This window comes from Blastococcus sp. SYSU DS0617 (genome assembly GCF_054051075.1).
Map to the genome: position 1 here is coordinate 345014 of NZ_JBJHAO010000002.1, position 16256 is coordinate 361269.

Below are 16256 nucleotides of genomic sequence, written 5' to 3' on the forward strand. Positions count from 1 at the left end.
CGGTGATCCGTGGCTAAGGACGGTCCCGGCGGTGAGAAGACCGAGAAGCCCACTGCCCAGCGCCTGAAGAAGGCGCGCAAGGAAGGGCAGATCCCCCGCACCCAGGAGCTGGGCACCTGGGCGGGGGTCGCAACGGCGAGCGTGCTGCTGCCGATGATCGCCGGCAAGGGCTTCGCCGAGGTGCAGAAGCTGTTCGTGCAGATCAAGGCCGTCGCCTCGCAGCCCGAGGACGCGGCGATCGCGGCGCTGCTCGGCCAGGCCCTGACCGCCTTCATGACCACGATCCTGCCGCTGGCCCTGGGCCTCATGGTGGTCGGCATCGTCGCGTCGGCGAGCCAGGGCGGCGTCACCTTCGCCACCAAGGGGATGAAGCCGACGCTGAAGAAGTTCAACCCCATGACCGGCCTGAAGCGCATGTTCGGCACCCAGGGCCTGTGGGAGGTGACCAAGGCACTGATCAAGACGGTCGCGCTCGTGGTGGTCGTCGTCATCACCAGCGACCGGGCGCAGACCCTGGTCTCCGCGGCCGGCGCGCTGCCGCTGTCAGCGGTGATCGACACCTTCGTCGACTCGGCGATCCTGATGTTCCGCGTGGTCGCCCTGACCGGTCTGGTCATCGCCATCGCCGACTACCTCGTGGTCCGCCAGAAGATGATGAAGCAGCTCAAGATGAGCAAGTACGAGATCACCCAGGAGCACAAGCAGGCCGAGGGCGACCCGTACATGAAGGCGCACCGGAAGGGGGTGCAGTTGTCCATGTCGCGCAACCGGATGATGGCCGAGGTCACCGAGGCCGACGTCCTGCTCGTCAACCCGACCCACGTGGCCGTGGCGCTGAAGTACGAGGCGGCCAAGGGCGCTCCGCGGGTCGTGGCCAAGGGCGCCGGCGAGGTCGCGGCCAAGCTCCGCGCGGTCGCCGCGGAGGCGCGGGTGCCGATGGTGCAGGACATCCCGCTGGCCCGCGCGCTGCACGCCTCCTGCGAGCTCGGGCAGGAGGTGCCGCCGCAGCTGTTCACCGCCGTCGCCCGGGTGCTCGCCTTCGTCATGCACCTGGGGGCGCGGGGGGTGCGCGGTGGCCTGCACCGGCCGGGCTTCGAACCGCCGGACACCACCGACCTGCCCAAGGCCGGTCGCCGCCGCGTCGTCCAGCCCGCCGCCTGAGCCCCGGCCCCTCTGCGCGGCCACGATCAGGTCACCTGATCCCAGCGCCTCCTCCCTCACGGTGGGCGGTGAGGGAGGACGCGCCATGGTGAGGGAGGACGGGGGCGCCCGGCGGTACCGGCCGCCCCCGTGCCTGCCGATGAGGAGGACGTGAGCCCGCGCCTGCCCTGCACCCACGGAGCGGACGCGTGAAGGGCCTCGGCAAGGCCGCCGTCCCCATAGGCGTCGTCGCGATCGTGCTCATGCTCGTGGTGCCGCTGCCCGCGGCGGCCATGGACCTGCTGATCGGCCTGAACCTCGCGCTCTCGCTGCTCATCCTGCTGGTCGCGATGCAGATCAAGAAGCCGCTGGACTTCGCCGTCTTCCCCTCGCTGCTCCTGGTGGCGACGCTGTTCCGGCTGTCGCTCAACGTCTCCTCGACCCGGCTGGTGCTGACCGACGGCTACGCCGGCAAGGTCATCGAGGCGTTCGGCCACATCGTCATCGCGGGCTCGCTCGTGGTCGGCCTGGTCATCTTCATCATCCTGACCGTCGTGCAGTTCGTGGTGATCACGAACGGCGCAGGCCGCGTGGCCGAGGTCGGCGCCCGCTTCACCCTCGACGCCATGCCCGGCAAGCAGATGGCCATCGACGCCGACCTCAACGCCGGCCTGATCAACGAGGACCAGGCACGCAAGCGGCGGCACGAGGTCACCGCCGAGGCCGACTTCTACGGCTCGATGGACGGCGCCAGCAAGTTCGTCAAGGGCGACGCCATCGCCGGCATCATCGTCACGCTGGTCAACCTGATCGGCGGCTTCGCCATCGGCGTCATGCAGCGCGGCATGGCACCCGCGGAGGCCGTGACCACGTTCTCGCTGCTGACCGTCGGCGACGGCCTGGTGTCGATGATCCCGGCCCTGCTGATGTCGACCGCGACCGGCATCATCGTCACCCGGTCGGCCACCGAGGGCGACATGGGCAGCGACCTCATCGCCCAGCTGGGCCGCTTCAAGCAGCCCGTCCGCATCGCCGGCGGAGCGTCCCTCGCCCTGTGCCTCATCCCCGGCCTGCCGAAGCTCCCCTTCCTGCTCGTCGGCGGCCTCTTCCTGGTCCTCGCCGCCCGCATGACCGACGAGCCGGAGGTCGACGAGGAAGCCGAGGCGCGGGCAGCCGCCGCCGAGGCCGAGCCGCAGCCGGACTCGCACGAGGCGATCGTCGAGAAGATGCGGGTGGACCCGCTGGAGCTCGAGGTGGCCTACGACCTGGTGGAGCTGGTCGACACCGCGCGCGGCGGTGACCTGCTCGACCGCGTCAAGGCGCTGCGCCGCAAGGTCGCCATGGAGACCGGTCTGGTCATCCCCCTGGTGCGCACCCGCGACAACCTGGACCTGCAGGGCTCGCAGTACGTCATCTGGCTCAACGGCGTCCCCGCGGCCAAGGGCATCTCCCCCGCCGGCACCGTGCTCGCCATCGGCGACAACCTCGACGGACTGCCCGGCAAGGCCACCCGCGAGCCGGTCTTCGGGCTGGCCGCCAAGTGGGTCCCGGTCGAGCTGCAGCGCGCTGCCGAGATGGCCGGCGCCACCGTCGTGGACCGCTCCTCGGTCATCACCACGCACCTGGCCGAGGTCGTCCGACAGAACGCCGCTGACCTGCTGGGCCGCGAGGACGTGCGCCTGCTCGTGGAGATGATCCGCCGCACGCACCCCGTCGTCGTCGAGGAACTGACCCCCGCCCTCCTCACCCTGGGAGAGGTGCAACGCGTGTTGCACGCGTTGCTCGAAGAGGGTGTGTCGATCCGGGACCTGGTCCGCATCTTCGAGGCACTCTCTGTGCGTGCGAAGCAGTCGACGGACCTGGACGGACTGGTCGAGGCCGCGCGCTCCGCACTCGGCTCGGCGATCAGCCATCCGTACGTGACCCCCGACGAGCGACTGCACGTCTTCACCCTCGACCCCGGCTTCGAGCAGCGGCTCCTGGAGTCGGTGCGGCAGAGCGAGGCCGGTGCCGTGCTGGCCCTGGACGCCGGTGCCGTCGACGCGCTCGTCGTCGGCTGCGGCGGGCTGCTCGAGGACGCCGAGCGGCAGGGCCTGTCGCCCGTGCTCGTCTGCTCGCCGCAGGTCCGGTCCGCCCTGGCCCGGCTCATGCGTCAGGTTCTTCCCCGGCTGCCGGTGATCTCGTACGCCGAGGTCTCCCGGACAGCACAGATCGAGTCGCTGGGAGTGGTGAGCGGTGCCGTTGCGATCCGTTGAGGCTGCCTCCCGCGACGATGCCATCGCCGCCGCGCGCGAGCAGTTCGGTCCGGCTGCCCGCGTCGTCGGGGTCCGTCGCGTCCGCTCCGGCGGCGTGCTCGGGTTCTTCGCGACCGAGCGCTACGTCGCCGAGGTCGCGCCCGACCCGTACGGCGCCCCCGGCGTGCCGGTGCCCGCTCCCGCACGACCGGCCGGCGCCCTGACCGAGGACCCCGACACCGGGTCCCTGGCCGCCTTCGGCTCGCCGCTCGCCTCCGCCGCGCCGGCGCGCGCCCGGACGGCTCCGCCCCGCAACGGTGCGGCCGCCTGGGCCGCCGAGGCCGCCCGGACCAGCGCTCCGTCCGCCCATGCGACTCCCCGCGCGACGCCCGCGCCCGCCGGTGCGACCCTCGGCCGTCGGGTCGAGGCGCCGGCGCCCCGCCCCGAGCCCGCCGACGACGCCCGGGTCGACGAGCTCGCCGGGCTCCTCGCCGGGCCGGCCACGCCGCCGCGGCAGCCGGCCGTCGCCTCCCGTCCCGGGGTGGCGCCCGCCAGCTTCGCGCGCGCCACCCGGGAGCGCCCCGTGCCGGCCACCGGGGACGAGGTCCCCGGGAACGGCCGGGCCGACGACGACGCCCCGGCATCCGGTGCCCCCTCGCCCTTCACCGCCGCGCTCGCGCGGATGGTGGCCGGCGACCGCGACGTCCAGCACGCGGTGCGCGAAGCGCTGGAGTCGTCCGACGCGGCGCGCTCCGGGGAGGCGCACAGCGGTGCCCGGGAACTTCGACCCGAGCCCCAGCCGGAGCCCCCGCCCGCGCCGGAGCCCGAGATCGAACCCGAGACGACGAACCAGCCAGCAGTGTGGTCGCGTGTGCCGCGCCAGAAGGAGGAAACGGTGGGAGACCAGGTCATCGCGCCGCCCTCCACGACGTTCGAGGAGCGGGTGGAGTCCCCCACCTGGACCGGCTCCGCCTCGGCCCCCGACGACTCGTTCACGGCTGATGCGTTCGTCGGCGAGCCCGTCACCGGCGGGACGTCGATCGCCGAGCTGCCCGCCGCCGTGCCATCGCCGGCCTCTCGCGAGGAGGCGATCGCCGAGGTGCTGCGCGCGGCCCTGGCCGAGGGGCACTCCGACGACGCCCTGGCCGGCATCCTGCGCAGGGTCGTCGCCGGGGACTCGCCGCAGGCCGCCCTGGTCGAGCCCTCCCCCGGCGTCGCAGCGGACGACTCCCCCTCGTCACCGGTGATCGAGACGCCCGCGGCCGAGCTGCTCGTGACTGAGGCACCCGTGACCGAGGCACCCGAGGTCGAGCTGACCGAGGCCACGCTGCCCGAGGTCGCGCTGGCCGAGGTCGAGCTTCCGGTGGCCGAGCTGCCCGAGGTCGAGCTTCCGGTGGCCGAGCTGCCCGAGGTCGAGCTTCCGGTGGCCGAGCTGTCCGTGCCGGTCCTGGCCGAGCCGCTCGAGGTGGCCCTTGCCGCGGAGCCCGTCGCCGCGTCCGCGACCGCCGCCGGGTCGATCTCCGACCTCTTCGGCCCCGTCGCCACGCCGGCCCCCACCCCGGCTGCTGCGTCCACCCCTGTCGGGCCCGCACCCGTGAGCCTGTGGGGCGAGGTGACCCCCGCCCCGGTGGCGGACATCCGCGCCGAGGAGCCGGGGACCGCGATCCGGGCACAGGCCACGCCGGCCCAGCCGGCCCCCGCCACCGAGCTGCCCTCCCCTCCCGTGGACGTGCCTGCCGTCGGGACGTCGCTGTTCGGGGAGCCCGCGGCCGCGGACCCCGGCACGCACACCGTGGGCGACCAGCGCACCCGCACGGAGAGCCCGGTGACCGAGGGCCCGGTGACCGAGGGCCCGGTGACCGAGTGCCCCGTGACCGAGGGCGCCGTGACCGAGAGCCCCGCGATGGGGAGCGCCGCCGTCGAGAGCCCCGCGGCCGAGAGCGCCGCCGTCGAGGCCGGGACCGGCATGGACCTCGAGGCCGCTCCCGTCCTGGCCCGCACCGCCAGCGACCCCGCCCCGGTCGGCCGGTCGATGACGCTGGACCAGACCACCGTGATGCCGCCGCTCTCGCTGCTGCCCGGTTCGCCCTCCCGCGGCCGCGGGCTGCCGCCCGTTCCGCCGCGCACCGGCCGCCCCTCGGTCCCGGCGTCGCGCTCCCGCGTCCCTGCCGCGTCGTCCGCCGGTCCCGTGGCCCCGCCGACGCACGGCCCCGCCGACGACGTCCCGCCGTCCCCCGGCCGTACGCCCGAGCTGCTGGCCACGGTGACCCGGCTCCCGGTCGCTCCGCTGATGGCCACGCCCGAGACGCCGGACCGGCCGGACCTGGCCGACCTGGCCGACCTCATCGAGGCCGACGGGTCGGGTCTGCTGGGCGCGGTGGATCTGCCCGCCGTCGTCCCGGCCCGGCCGGCGCGCGTGCGCATCGACCCGCCGAGCACGCCGGCAGAGGTGGTCTCGCGCCTCGCCGCCCTCGGCGTGCCGTCCGACCTGCTCGGCCCCACCTTTCTCGCGGACGTCGCGGCCGACGGCACCTACGCCGCGCTGACCCGCGTGCTCGGCGAGCGCCTGCCGGAGGCCCCGGAGCTCCCGACCGGCGCGGGCGACGTGCTGTTCGTCGTCGGTCCGGGTGTCGAGACGCTGCGCGCCGCGCGCTCGCTGGCCGCCACCCTGCGGCTGGACCCGGACCGCGTGCAGTGGGCCACCCGCGGTGACCTGGTGGGGCTCTCCCCCGAGGCGAGTCGGATGAGCACCATCGACACCGCGCTGCGCCGCCGGCAGGACGCCGCGACGTCCGGGACCGTGACGATCGTGGCCGTGGACGCGCCGCTGCGCTCGGACGCCTACTGGATGGCCCAGATGCTGGCCATCTGGTCCCCGGTCGCCGTCTGGGCGGTGGTCGAGGCGACCCGGAAGCCCGAGGACCTCGAGCACTGGCTCGACGGTCTGAGCCGCGTGGACGCGCTGATCGTGCAGGACACCGATCTCTCCGCTGATCCGGCCGCCGTGCTGGACCGCCTCACCGCGCCGGTCGCCGTCGTCGACGGACTGCGCGCCACCCCGCACCGGTGGGCCTCGGTCCTCTGCGAGCGGCTGGAGAGCGCACCGGCATGAACCCCCTGCGCTGGGACGTGCTCCTCGTCGGGTTCGTGCTGGCTCTTCCGGTGCTCGCGCTCGGGCTCCGGGGGGACCTGAGCGCTGAAGAGGTGGTGGCGCGGCTGCCGTGGTGCCTGGCGGCGGGCTGGGGCGCGGTGGCACTGCTGCGACTGGCCAGCGCTCCCCGGTCACCGGCGGGAGGGAAGGACGACGCCCGCCGTCCGCAGCAGCCGGTGCCCCAGGACGAACCCGCCGACTGACCCCGAGCTCGCCGCCGGCCCGCTCCCCACCAGCGCCTGTCCACAGGCCCGCGGCCGTCCACCGACTCCGCCGGGGCGCCCTGTTGCTGCCGGCGGCGGGCCAGCGTGGCCGGATGACGACGTCCGATCCAGCGGCATCCCTCCACCTCCGCCGCGACGCGGTCCGCGACGGGTGGTCCGACGACGAGCTCGGACGGCTGGTGCGCTCGGGCGAGCTCGCGCGATTGCGCCGGGGTGCCTACGTCGACGCCCTGCTGCCCGCGGAACCGGCCGACCGGCACCGCCTGCTCGTCCGCGCCACGTTCGCCGGGCTCCGGCTGCGCGCGGTGGTGAGCCACCAGTCGGCGGCGGTGCTGCACGGGCTCCCGGTCTGGGACGTCCCCCTGGACCGCGTGCACATCACCCGTCGCCCGCCCGCGTCCAACGACAGGGGCCGGCTGCTGCGCTGCCACGTCGGCCGGCTGCGGGACGACGAGATCGAGGAGGTCGACGGCCTCCCGGTCACCTCGCCGGCGCGCACGGCCCTCGACCTCGCGCGATCGCTGCCCCATGAAGCCGCCGTCGTCGCACTGGACGCAGCCCTGCGCCAGGGGCGGGTGGACCGCGACGTCCTGCGCGAGCGTCTCTTCGACCTGGCCGGTGCGCCCGGCAGCCGGGCCGCCGCACGCGCGGTCGACTTCGCGGACGGTCGCAGCGAGAGCGTCGGTGAGTCCCGCAGCCGGGTGCTCCTGCACCGCTGGGGCGTGGGCCCCTCGGCGCTGCAGTTCGAGGTGCGCGCCGCGGGCGGGCTGCTGATCGCGCGGACCGACTTCGCCTGGGAGGAGCACGGGGTGGTCGGAGAGTTCGACGGACGGGTGAAGTACGGCCGCCTGCTGAGGGCGGGCCAGGAACCGGGCGACGCCGTGTTCGAGGAGAAGCGCCGCGAGGACGCCGTCCGGAACGAGGGGTGGGCCGTGACCCGGTGGGTGTGGGCCGACCTGGCCGTGGGGCACCGGCTGGCCGCGCGCGTGCGCAGGGCACTCGACCGGACCCGGCGCTAGGCCGCTCCTGGGATGTTCCTCGCGCTCCGGGGGTCCTGCAGGACCCCCGGAGCGCGGGAAACACCGCACCAGCGGGCGTCAGGTCGGCAGGTCCTCCAGCATCTCCGTCACCAGCGCCGCGATCGGCGAGCGCTCCGAGCGGGTCAGCGTCATGTGGGCGAACAGCGGGTGCCCCTTGAGGTTCTCGACCACGGCGGCGATGCCGTCGTGCCGGCCCACGCGCAGGTTGTCGCGCTGGGCGACGTCGTGGGTGAGCACGACCCGCGAGCCCGCCCCCAGCCGGGACAGCACGGTGAGGAGCACGCCCCGCTCCAGCGACTGCGCCTCGTCGACGATCACGAACGAGTCGTGCAGCGACCGCCCGCGGATGTGGGTCAGCGGGAGCACCTCGATGAGGCCGCGGTCGGCGATCTCGTCGAGCACCGCGGTCGAGACCAGCGCGCCGAGGGTGTCGTAGACGGCCTGCGCCCAGGGCGACATCTTCTCGCCCTCGCCACCGGGCAGGTAGCCCAGCTCCTGACCGCCGACGGCGTACAGCGGCCGGAAGATGACCACCTTCTTGTGCGCCCGGCGCTCCATCACCGACTCCAGCCCGGCGCACAGGGCCAGCGCCGACTTGCCGGTCCCCGCGCGCCCGCCCAGGGAGACGATGCCGATCTCCGGGTCGAGCAGCAGGTCCAGGGCCACCCGCTGCTCGGCGGAGCGGCCGTGCAGCCCGAACGCCTCGCGGTCGCCGCGCACCAGCCGCACGTGCTTGTCCGGCAGCACCCGGCCCAGCGCCGAGCCCCGCGAGGAGAGCAGCACCAACCCGGTGTGCGTGGGCAGTTCGGCGGCCGCCGGGAGGTAGGCCTGGCCGGACTCGTACAGCTCGTCGATCTCGGCGTCGTCCACCGAGATCTCCGCCATCCCGGTCCACCCGGTGTCGACGGCGTCGTGCACCCGGTACTCGTCGGTCGCCAGGCCCACCGCCGCCGCCTTGACCCGCAGCGGCACGTCCTTGGTGATCAGGCAGACGTCGCGGCCCTCGGCGCGGAGGTTCAGCGCGACGACCATGATCCGGCTGTCGTTGCTGTCGTTGCGGAACCCGGCCGGCAGGACCGAGGGGTCGCTGTGGTTGAGCTCGACGTGCAGGGTGCCCCCGGACTCCCCCACCGGCACCGGGGCGTCGAGCCGGCCGTGCCGGACGCGCAGGTCGTCGAGCATGCGCAGCGATTGGCGGGCGAACCAGCCCAGCTCGGGATGGTCGCGCTTGGCCTCGAGCTCCCCGATGACGACGAGCGGGAGCACCACGTCGGAGTCGCCGAAGCGCAGCAGCGCGCCCGGGTCGGAGAGCAGGACGGAGGTGTCGAGGACGTACGTGCGGCGAGGGTTCACGTGTCGGCTCCCGTGGGGCGCACAGCGCGCCCCGACTCGATGGCGGCCGGGCCCCGGCGCAGAGGCCGGGTGCCGGCCCCCCTGGTCGACGAACTCGTCAGCACCAACCGGGCCTCCCGTGAACGATCCGGGCAACTCCGGGCCGTTCACCTGCGACGGTAGGACGGGCCACCGACGAAAGCGCCCCGCCCACCCCGAAGGGAACCCAACGTTCACCTGGAGGGGTCACACCCGCAACGCCCATCCCACCCTGCGTAGCAGCACCACCGCGCCGCCGCGGTCGGTGGGGACGACCGCGTCAGTGGCCGCGACCGCGTCCCCACGTGTCGTCCGCCGACGGGCGGCGCAGCGCCGGGCGCTCGACCGTGTCGGTGCGCTCGGCCGGCGTCGGCGCCGCGGGTGGCTGCCGGCGCGGCTCCGCCGTCCCGCCGTCGTCCCACCGGTCGTCGTCGTGCCACCGGCCGTCGTCCCAGCCGTCGTCGTGGGCCCAGTGGCCGTCGTCCCAGCCGTCGTCGTGGACCCAGTCGTCGTCGTGGGCCCAGTCGTCGTGGCCACGATCCGGCCGGCTCCGCCGCGGACGGAGTGCGACCAGCGCCCACAGCAGCGGCACGGCCAACACCGGCCATTGCACCGACGGCTCCCCCAGCCACAGCATCCCGGCCAGCAGGAACGCGGCCAGCCAGCCCGCCGTCCACAGCCCCAGCAGGCGCCGCGGATCGGGGCGGCGCACGACGCTCAGGCCCCCACGAGCTCGCCGGCGACGGCGGCCGGGGTCAGCGGCTCGTCGAGCAGCCGCAGGAAGCGGTCGGCCACCGGCTGCTCCTCCGGGCGCGCCTGCAGCCAGCGCGACAGCAGCCCGTAGCCCTCGACGTAGGTGGAGATGTACGCGCGCCAGAGCGGGTCGGTGAGGAAGCGGAGCTGCTGGCGGGCGCGGTCGCCGGCGACCAGCGACCACCGCTGCAGGTAGGCGGCCACCTCGTCGGCGTCGGCACCGCGGTCGTGCAGCAGGATCGCCGCGTCCTGCCGCACGCGGTTCAGCGGTGCCGCCGCGGCCGCGATGCGCTCGGCCAGGTGGCCGTCGAACCGGAGCCCCAGGTCACCCAGGATGTCGGCCGCCCAGGGCCCCCACCCCTCCCCGATCGCCGCCTCGACACCGAGGTCGGCCAGCCCCTCCGCCATGAGGCACTCCGGGGTGTTCACCAGGAACACGGTGTGCTCGGCCCGCCCGGCCCGCTCCACCAGACCGCGCTCCTTGCGGCAGTGCTCGGTGTGGTGGCCCGGATAGGACTCGTGGGCGACCAGGTGGGCCAGCTGGGAGAGCCGGTGCGGGAGGTCGGCGTTGATCGCCACCCGGGACCGGTAGTCCCCCTCGTAGTAGTTGAACCCCGACCAGGGCTTGTCGGTGACCACCTCGTAGCGGACCGTCTCGACCTCGGGCAGCCCGTAGCGTCCCCGCACCCGGTCGCGCAGCGCGCTGGACAGCGCGTGCACGGCTGCCTCCAGGCGGTCGGGCGGGCACTCCTCGCGACGCCGGTGCGCCGCGTACCGCTCGGTCAGCGAACCGCTGCCGGGCAGCAGCTCGTCCAGCTCGGCGTGCGCCGCGGCGTAGGTCGCCTCGTCGCCCAGGGACACGTCGACCTGGAAGTAGCAGGAGACCTCCTCGACGAAGCTCACCGGCTCACCGCTCAGCTTGCGGGCGCTGCACTCCAAACCGGTGAGCTGGCCGCGCAGGAACTCCGTCCGGTCGCCCGGCAGCTCGGCGGTGGCCAGCTCGCGGAGCAGCTCTCGTGCGCGGTCCCGCAGCTGCTGCGGCGTGGGCGCCGGCTCGTCCTGCACCTGGGCGCGGGTGCGGGGGTCACCGGTGTAGGCGTCGACGAAACCGGGCTCCAGGCGGTCGAAGCGCAGGCCCAGCCGCACGTACTCCGCGGGCAGGTCGAGGGCTCGGGCACTCATGCCGGCAGTCTCTCAGCCCGCGGCTACCCGCCGAAGCGGCGGTGCCGGGCCGAGTAGTCGCGCAGTGCACGCAGGAAATCGACCCGGCGGAAGTCGGGCCAGTAGACGTCGGTGAAGTGGAACTCGGCGTTCGCCGTCTGCCAGAGCAGGAAGCCGGACATGCGCTGTTCCCCGCTGGTCCGGATGACCAGGTCGCAGTCGGGCTGCCCGCGGGTGTAGAGGTGGTCGGCGATGTGCTCGACCTCGAGGGCCTCCACCAGGTCGTCCAGCGAGGTGCCCCGGGCTGCGTGCTCGGCCAGCAGCGAGCGCACCGCGTCGGCGATCTCCCGCCGGCCGCCGTAGCCGACGGCGAGGTTCACCGTCGCGCCCGGCCGGTCCCGCGTCTCCTCCTCGGCCTGCTTGAGGACGGCGACCGTCTCCGGCGGCAGCACCTCCGACGCGCCCATCGACCGGATCTTCCACCGCCGCCCCGGACCGGCGAGGTCGACGGCGACGTCCTCGATGATCGTCAGCAGCGCGCTGAGCTCGGGTTCGGGCCGCCGCAGGTTGTCGGTGGAGAGCATGAACAGGGTGACCACCTGCACGCCGGCGTCGTCGCACCAGCCCAGCAGGTCGACGATCTTGCTCGCACCGCGGCGGTGACCGTGGGCGACGTCCTCGAGCCCGATCGAGCGGGCCCAGCGGCGGTTGCCGTCCATGATCACGCCGACGTGGCGGGGTACGTCGGCCCCGACCAGGGCCCGGGCCAGGCGGCGCTCGTAGACGTGGGTCAGCGCGTCCCGCACCCTGCGCCGCACATCCACGAGCGCTCACCCTAGGCCTCGTCGCCCCCGCGGGCAGACCATGGCGCGGCCGAGCTGGCAGCAAGCTCACAGCTCGTCCGGATGCCGGCGGACCTACGGCTCCGTAACCTCGGCTCATGAGCACCCCGTCCCCCTCCGACCGCGAGCCCGTCCGGGTGGAGACAGACGGCGCGGAGCTCGAAGCCCCGCGCCGGGAGGCGGTCACCACCGTGCTGGAGGAGGGCGAGCACGTCGAGCAGGCGTGGACCGCCGACGACTTCGCCGACAAGGACTGGACCCACCCCGACACCCGGCCCCGCATGCGCGGCTGGCTGCACCTGTTCTCGTTCTTCGGCGCGATCATCGCCGGGGCGGTGCTGGTCCCGCTGGCCTACCTGGAGAGCCTGCGCGCCGGCCTCTCGGTGTCCCTCTACTGCCTCACCATCTGCGGCCTGTTCGGCGTCAGCGCGCTCTACCACCGCCGCCGCTGGGCACCGCGCGGCTGGCGGATCATGAAGCGGCTCGACCACTCGATGATCTTCTTGTTCATCGCCGGCACCTACACGCCCTTCGCCCTGCTCGCCGTCGACCGGGTGACCGGTTTCTGGGTGCTCGCCGTCGTCTGGATCGGCGCGCTCGCCGGCGTGACGCTGAAGATGACCTGGCCGACGGCGCCCCGCTGGGTCGGGGTGCCGCTCTACATCGCCCTCGGCTGGGTCGCGGTCTTCGTGCTGACCGACATCCTGCACTTCGCCGGCGTCGTCTCGCTGGTGCTCCTCGCGGTCGGCGGCGTGCTCTACACGCTCGGCGGGATCGCCTACGGCATCAAGAAGCCGAACCCCTGGCCGGGCACCTTCGGCTACCACGAGGTGTTCCACGCGATGACCGTCGTGGCCGCGATCTGCCACTACATCGCTGTCTACTTCGCGATGTACAACTCGCCGCTCACCTGAGCGGCGAGCCTCAGGGGGCGGGTTCGACCGCCGGTCCGGGCAGCGGCTCGACGTCGGGCCCGGGCAGCGGTTCCACCGCCGGTCCGGGCAGCGGCTCGACGTCGGACCCGGGCAGCGGCTCCACCTCGGGGGCAGGGTCGCCGGCAGGTGCCGACGGCGAGGGCGAGGCGCCCGGCCCGGTGCTGGGCCGCACCCAGACCCGGTTGCCCCGCTCGTCGTAGGTGAGCACCCGCTGCTCCTGCGGGAAGGCGTTCGCCGGTGCCGGCGGGTCCTCGTCCAGCCGCTGCACCTCCCCGCCCTCGGCGGTGTAGGTGCTGAGGTTGTCGATCGGGCGGCCGTCCTGGTCGTAGAGCAGCACGCCACTCAGCGGCTCGCCCGTGGCGGAGTAGGGGTGGATGTTGGTGATGGGTGTCCCGTCGTCGTGGCTCAGCGTCATGGGCCCCTGCTCCGGATAGGAGTAGGCCATGGCCGGCTCGGGCTGGTCGGCCACGGCGATGAGCGCGACCAGCGCGAGCAGCGCCAGCCCTCCGTTCACCACGACCCCCAGCCGCGGGTCGGCCAGCTCGGGGTTCTCCCGGACACGCAGACCACGGCGCACCGACCAGGCGATCGCCGCTCCGGTGAGCACCAGCCCGACGAGCGGGCTGAGCCCGAGGGAGGGCACGGGGAACGACGTGCTGCCGAACAGGACGGCGTCCACCGCGACCAGCGGGGCCCAGGCGCGCAGCACCCACCAGGCCGGCCGCAGTTCGGGCAGGAAGTCGCGCACCGCTGCGTACTGGCGGGTGGCGGTCAGCCGGTCCAGGTGGGCCGAGAGGCCGGCATTCCACGACGGGCCGGCCGGGGCGGCGTGCTCCACCGGCTCGGACGGCTCGGCCAGGCCGGCCGCACGACGCAGCTCGGCGGCGTACTCGGCCGGCGGCCCCAGTCGGAGGGCGAGTGGCTCACCTCCCTCGGCGGCCACCTCCACCAGGTGCTCCTCCAGATCCTCCAGCAGCTCGGCCAGCCGCTCGGCCGGGACGTCGGCCAGCGCGGCACGCACCTGGCGGGCGTAGGCGCGCACCTCGACGTCCGGCTCGGCCTGCTGAGGAGCGGTCATGCCGCCACCTCCTTCCGCGCGGCCAGGAGGGCCGCCATCGTGTCGGCGAAGCTCGACCAGGTCTTCGCGGAGCCCTCGAGCTCGGCGCGACCCGACGCGTTCAGGCCGTAGTACTTGCGGTGCGGTCCCTCGACGGAGGGGACGACGTAGGAGGTCAGGTGCCCGGCGGCGAACAGCCGGCGCAGGGTGCCGTAGACCGAGGCGTCGGCGACGTCGTCGAGGCCGGCAGCGCGCAGCCGCCGGACCACGTCGTAGCCGTAGCCGTCCTCGTCGTCCAGGACGGCCAGGACGGCGAGGTCCAGCACTCCTTTGAGCAGTTGCGTGGTGTCCATGTGCGCCTCCCGGTCGTTGCGCTGCACACTACTGCTCAATGCGCAGTACCGCACGCAGCAGCGGTCCGGGCGCGCCGGACGGCGGGGTCAGCTGAAGGGCGGGCGGTCGTCCAGGCGCACCGAGAGCCGTCCGGCCGCCCGCCACAGCCGGGCGGTGGCATCGCGATCGGACTCGGTCACCAGGTTCCCCATCACGCGCAGCGCCACGGTCATCAGCGGGCGGGACCGCATGCCCACCGGCCCGGCGGCGGGGAGGAACCGCGGGATCGTCAGGAGCCCGGCCAGCCGCCGGGCGATGGAGAACGCCTCGCCGTAGTGCCGCCGCAGCGTGGCGGGCCACGCCGCCGACCAGTCGGGCTCGTCCAGCAGGCCCGCGATCGACCGGCCGGTCTCCAGGCCGTAGTCGATCCCCTCGCCGTTGAGCGGGTTCACGCAGCCGGCCGCATCGCCGATCAGCGCCCAGTTGACCCCGGCCACCCCGGACACCGCGCCGCCCATGGGCAGCAGCGCCGATGCCGGCAACCGGACGGGACCGTCGATCCCCCATTCGCCCCGCCGGGCGTCGGTGTAGTTCTCCAGCAGCGGCTTGAGCTGCACCCCGGCCGGACGGCGGGCCGTCGCGAGCGTCCCGACGCCGATGTTCACCTCACCGGCCTCGGCGCCGAGCGGGAAGATCCAGCCGTAGCCGGAGAGCAGCTCGCCGTCGACCCCGCGCAGCTCCAGGTGCGAGGAGATCCACTCGTCGTCGCTGCGGCCGGAGCGCACGTACCCGCGCGCGGCCACCCCGTAGGCGGTGTCGCGGTGCCATTCGCGGCCGAGCACCCGGCCCAGCGGCGAGCGCACCCCGTCGGCCACGACGAGCCTCCGGCAGGACACCGTGGACCGTTCCCCACCGGGGTGCTCGAAGACCACCGCCCGCACCTGCTCGCCGTCCCGCTCGACGTCGACGGCCCGTGCGCCGTCCATGGCCTGGACCCCGGCGTCGAGGGCCACCTGCCGGATGCGCGCGTCGAGCTCGGTGCGCGGTACCGCACTGCCGTGGTCGGGGAGTTCGCCACCCGGCCAGGGCAGCTGCCACTCCCGCCCGAAGCCCGCCGCCCGCAGCCCGCGGTTGCGCGCCTTCCCGCGGGCCCAGTCCCCGAGTCCGAGCAGGTCGAGCTCGGCGATCGCGCGGGGGGTCAGGCCGTCGCCGCAGGTCTTGTCCCGGGGGAAGACGGCGGCGTCGGCGAGGACGACGTCTCGGCCGGAGCGGGCGGCCCAGGCCGCGGCTGCGGAGCCTGCCGGGCCGGCCCCGACCACGAGCACATCGGTCGCGGCGGGGACGGGGCTGGCGGACACGGAGCCCAGTGTCCCTGGTCGGCTCAGTCGGCCTGCGGCCCCCGCGCCCGGACCTCCTCCACCGAGGCCATGGCCGCGCGCAGCTCGGCCAGCCAGTCCTCGGCGTTGCGGCCCACCAGGCGCACGGCCCAGACCAGCGCCTCCGACCGGGACCGGGCGACCCCGGCGTCCACCAGGGTGTCCAGGACGAGCCGCTCGGGCTGGCGCAGTCGCGTCATCACCGGCACCGACAGGGTGGTGAACAGCTCCCGACTGCCGCCACAGGCGGCACCCCACGCCACCGAGCGGCCGTACCGCTGCTGGGCGGCGTCCGCGATACCCATGCGCTCCTGGCGGGTGTCCTCGCGGAACCGGGCGATCCGCCCGGCCTGCGCGGCCGCGGCGTCGCCTTCCCCGGCGGAGGGCTCGGGCAGCGTGCCGACCACGGTGATCTCGTCGCGGTCGATGGTGAGCTCGACCGGCCCGGTGAACCAGCCGTCCGGCAGCCGGCCGGCGAACCAGCCGGCCACCTCGGCGCGCTCGACCGGGGGCGCCTCCTGCCCACGACCGCCGGATCCGCGCGCCCGCCCGCGGCGGAAGGCGGCACCGAGGTCGGCGTCGGCGAAACGGTGTGCGTGCATGGCGGCCTCCCGTGGCAGCGGTTGATTACGCGCTTAC

General features: G+C 74.4%; 14 protein-coding genes. 6 read left to right on the plus strand and 8 right to left on the minus strand.

From position 1 onward, the window contains the following. Positions 1–9: 9 nt before the first annotated feature. The 5 genes from ACI793_RS04365 (at position 10) to ACI793_RS04385 (ending at position 7768) form a co-directional block, all read left to right on the plus strand. A complete protein-coding gene (locus ACI793_RS04365; protein WP_456605137.1) occupies positions 10–1161 on the plus strand; it encodes an EscU/YscU/HrcU family type III secretion system export apparatus switch protein in 1152 nt (383 codons plus the stop codon). A gap of 188 nt (positions 1162–1349) precedes the next feature. Then, positions 1350–3395, plus strand: a complete 2046-nt coding sequence (gene flhA, locus ACI793_RS04370) for a flagellar biosynthesis protein FlhA (RefSeq protein ID WP_456605138.1) — start codon at positions 1350–1352, stop codon at positions 3393–3395. Continuing rightward, positions 3382–6486, plus strand: coding sequence for a hypothetical protein (locus ACI793_RS04375; RefSeq protein ID WP_456605139.1), 3105 nt, complete (start codon positions 3382–3384; stop codon positions 6484–6486). Before flhA ends, ACI793_RS04375 begins: the two co-directional genes overlap by 14 nt. Beyond that, positions 6483–6728, plus strand: a complete 246-nt coding sequence (locus ACI793_RS04380; protein WP_456605140.1) for a hypothetical protein — start codon at positions 6483–6485, stop codon at positions 6726–6728. Before ACI793_RS04375 ends, ACI793_RS04380 begins: the two co-directional genes overlap by 4 nt. A 113-nt stretch (positions 6729–6841) precedes the next feature. Then, positions 6842–7768: a type IV toxin-antitoxin system AbiEi family antitoxin domain-containing protein gene (locus tag ACI793_RS04385; RefSeq protein WP_456605141.1), complete on the plus strand. Its 927-nt coding sequence runs from the start codon at positions 6842–6844 to the stop codon at positions 7766–7768. A gap of 78 nt (positions 7769–7846) precedes the next feature. On the opposite strand, the gene ACI793_RS04390 is transcribed toward ACI793_RS04385, so the two are convergent. The 4 genes from ACI793_RS04390 to ACI793_RS04405 form a co-directional block, all read right to left on the minus strand. Then, positions 7847–9142: a PhoH family protein gene (locus ACI793_RS04390; protein ID WP_456605142.1), complete on the minus strand. Its 1296-nt coding sequence runs from the start codon at positions 9140–9142 to the stop codon at positions 7847–7849. 298 nt (positions 9143–9440) lie between these two features. After that, complete coding sequence (locus ACI793_RS04395) at positions 9441–9872, minus strand: hypothetical protein (RefSeq protein ID WP_456605143.1); 432 nt, start codon at positions 9870–9872, stop codon at positions 9441–9443. Positions 9873–9877: 5 nt separating this feature from the next. Then, a complete protein-coding gene (locus ACI793_RS04400; RefSeq protein WP_456605144.1) occupies positions 9878–11095 on the minus strand; it encodes a DUF885 domain-containing protein in 1218 nt (405 codons plus the stop codon). Positions 11096–11118: 23 nt separating this feature from the next. Then, on the minus strand, positions 11119–11898 hold the full coding sequence (locus tag ACI793_RS04405) for an isoprenyl transferase (protein ID WP_456605145.1): 780 nt from the start codon (positions 11896–11898) through the stop codon (positions 11119–11121). A gap of 116 nt (positions 11899–12014) precedes the next feature. Here ACI793_RS04405 and trhA point away from each other — a divergent pair, with 116 nt between their 5' ends. Then, complete coding sequence (trhA, locus tag ACI793_RS04410; protein WP_456605146.1) at positions 12015–12830, plus strand: PAQR family membrane homeostasis protein TrhA; 816 nt, start codon at positions 12015–12017, stop codon at positions 12828–12830. A 10-nt stretch (positions 12831–12840) separates the two neighbouring features. Here trhA and ACI793_RS04415 read toward each other — a convergent pair whose 3' ends face one another. Genes ACI793_RS04415 through ACI793_RS04430 form a run of 4 tightly spaced genes read right to left on the minus strand, consistent with a single transcriptional unit; the run spans position 12841 to position 16219 of the window. Continuing rightward, the gene (locus tag ACI793_RS04415) at positions 12841–13929 is read right to left on the minus strand and encodes an HAAS signaling domain-containing protein (protein ID WP_456605147.1); all 1089 of its coding nucleotides are present in this window, start codon (positions 13927–13929) and stop codon (positions 12841–12843) included. Next, the gene (locus tag ACI793_RS04420) at positions 13926–14288 is read right to left on the minus strand and encodes a PadR family transcriptional regulator (RefSeq protein WP_456605148.1); all 363 of its coding nucleotides are present in this window, start codon (positions 14286–14288) and stop codon (positions 13926–13928) included. Before ACI793_RS04420 ends, ACI793_RS04415 begins: the two co-directional genes overlap by 4 nt. Positions 14289–14348: 60 nt before the next feature. Continuing rightward, positions 14349–15599 (minus strand): geranylgeranyl reductase family protein, encoded by a 1251-nt coding sequence (locus ACI793_RS04425; protein WP_456605149.1) that lies wholly within the window; start codon positions 15597–15599, stop codon positions 14349–14351. Positions 15600–15622: 23 nt separating this feature from the next. Next, positions 15623–16219 (minus strand): hypothetical protein, encoded by a 597-nt coding sequence (locus ACI793_RS04430; RefSeq protein ID WP_456605150.1) that lies wholly within the window; start codon positions 16217–16219, stop codon positions 15623–15625. Between the last annotated feature and the right edge of the window lie 37 nt (positions 16220–16256).

Bases quoted from the DNA above. Each gene is read 5' to 3' on its own strand.
- ACI793_RS04430 (WP_456605150.1), bottom strand. From the start codon at position 16,219: ATGCACGCACACCGTTTCGCCGACGCCGACCTCGGTGCCGCCTTCCGC.
- ACI793_RS04385 (WP_456605141.1), top strand. From the start codon at position 6,842: ATGACGACGTCCGATCCAGCGGCATCCCTCCACCTCCGCCGCGACGCG.
- ACI793_RS04415 (WP_456605147.1), bottom strand. From the start codon at position 13,929: ATGACCGCTCCTCAGCAGGCCGAGCCGGACGTCGAGGTGCGCGCCTAC.
- ACI793_RS04400 (WP_456605144.1), bottom strand. From the start codon at position 11,095: ATGAGTGCCCGAGCCCTCGACCTGCCCGCGGAGTACGTGCGGCTGGGC.
- trhA (WP_456605146.1), top strand. From the start codon at position 12,015: ATGAGCACCCCGTCCCCCTCCGACCGCGAGCCCGTCCGGGTGGAGACA.
- ACI793_RS04380 (WP_456605140.1), top strand. From the start codon at position 6,483: ATGAACCCCCTGCGCTGGGACGTGCTCCTCGTCGGGTTCGTGCTGGCT.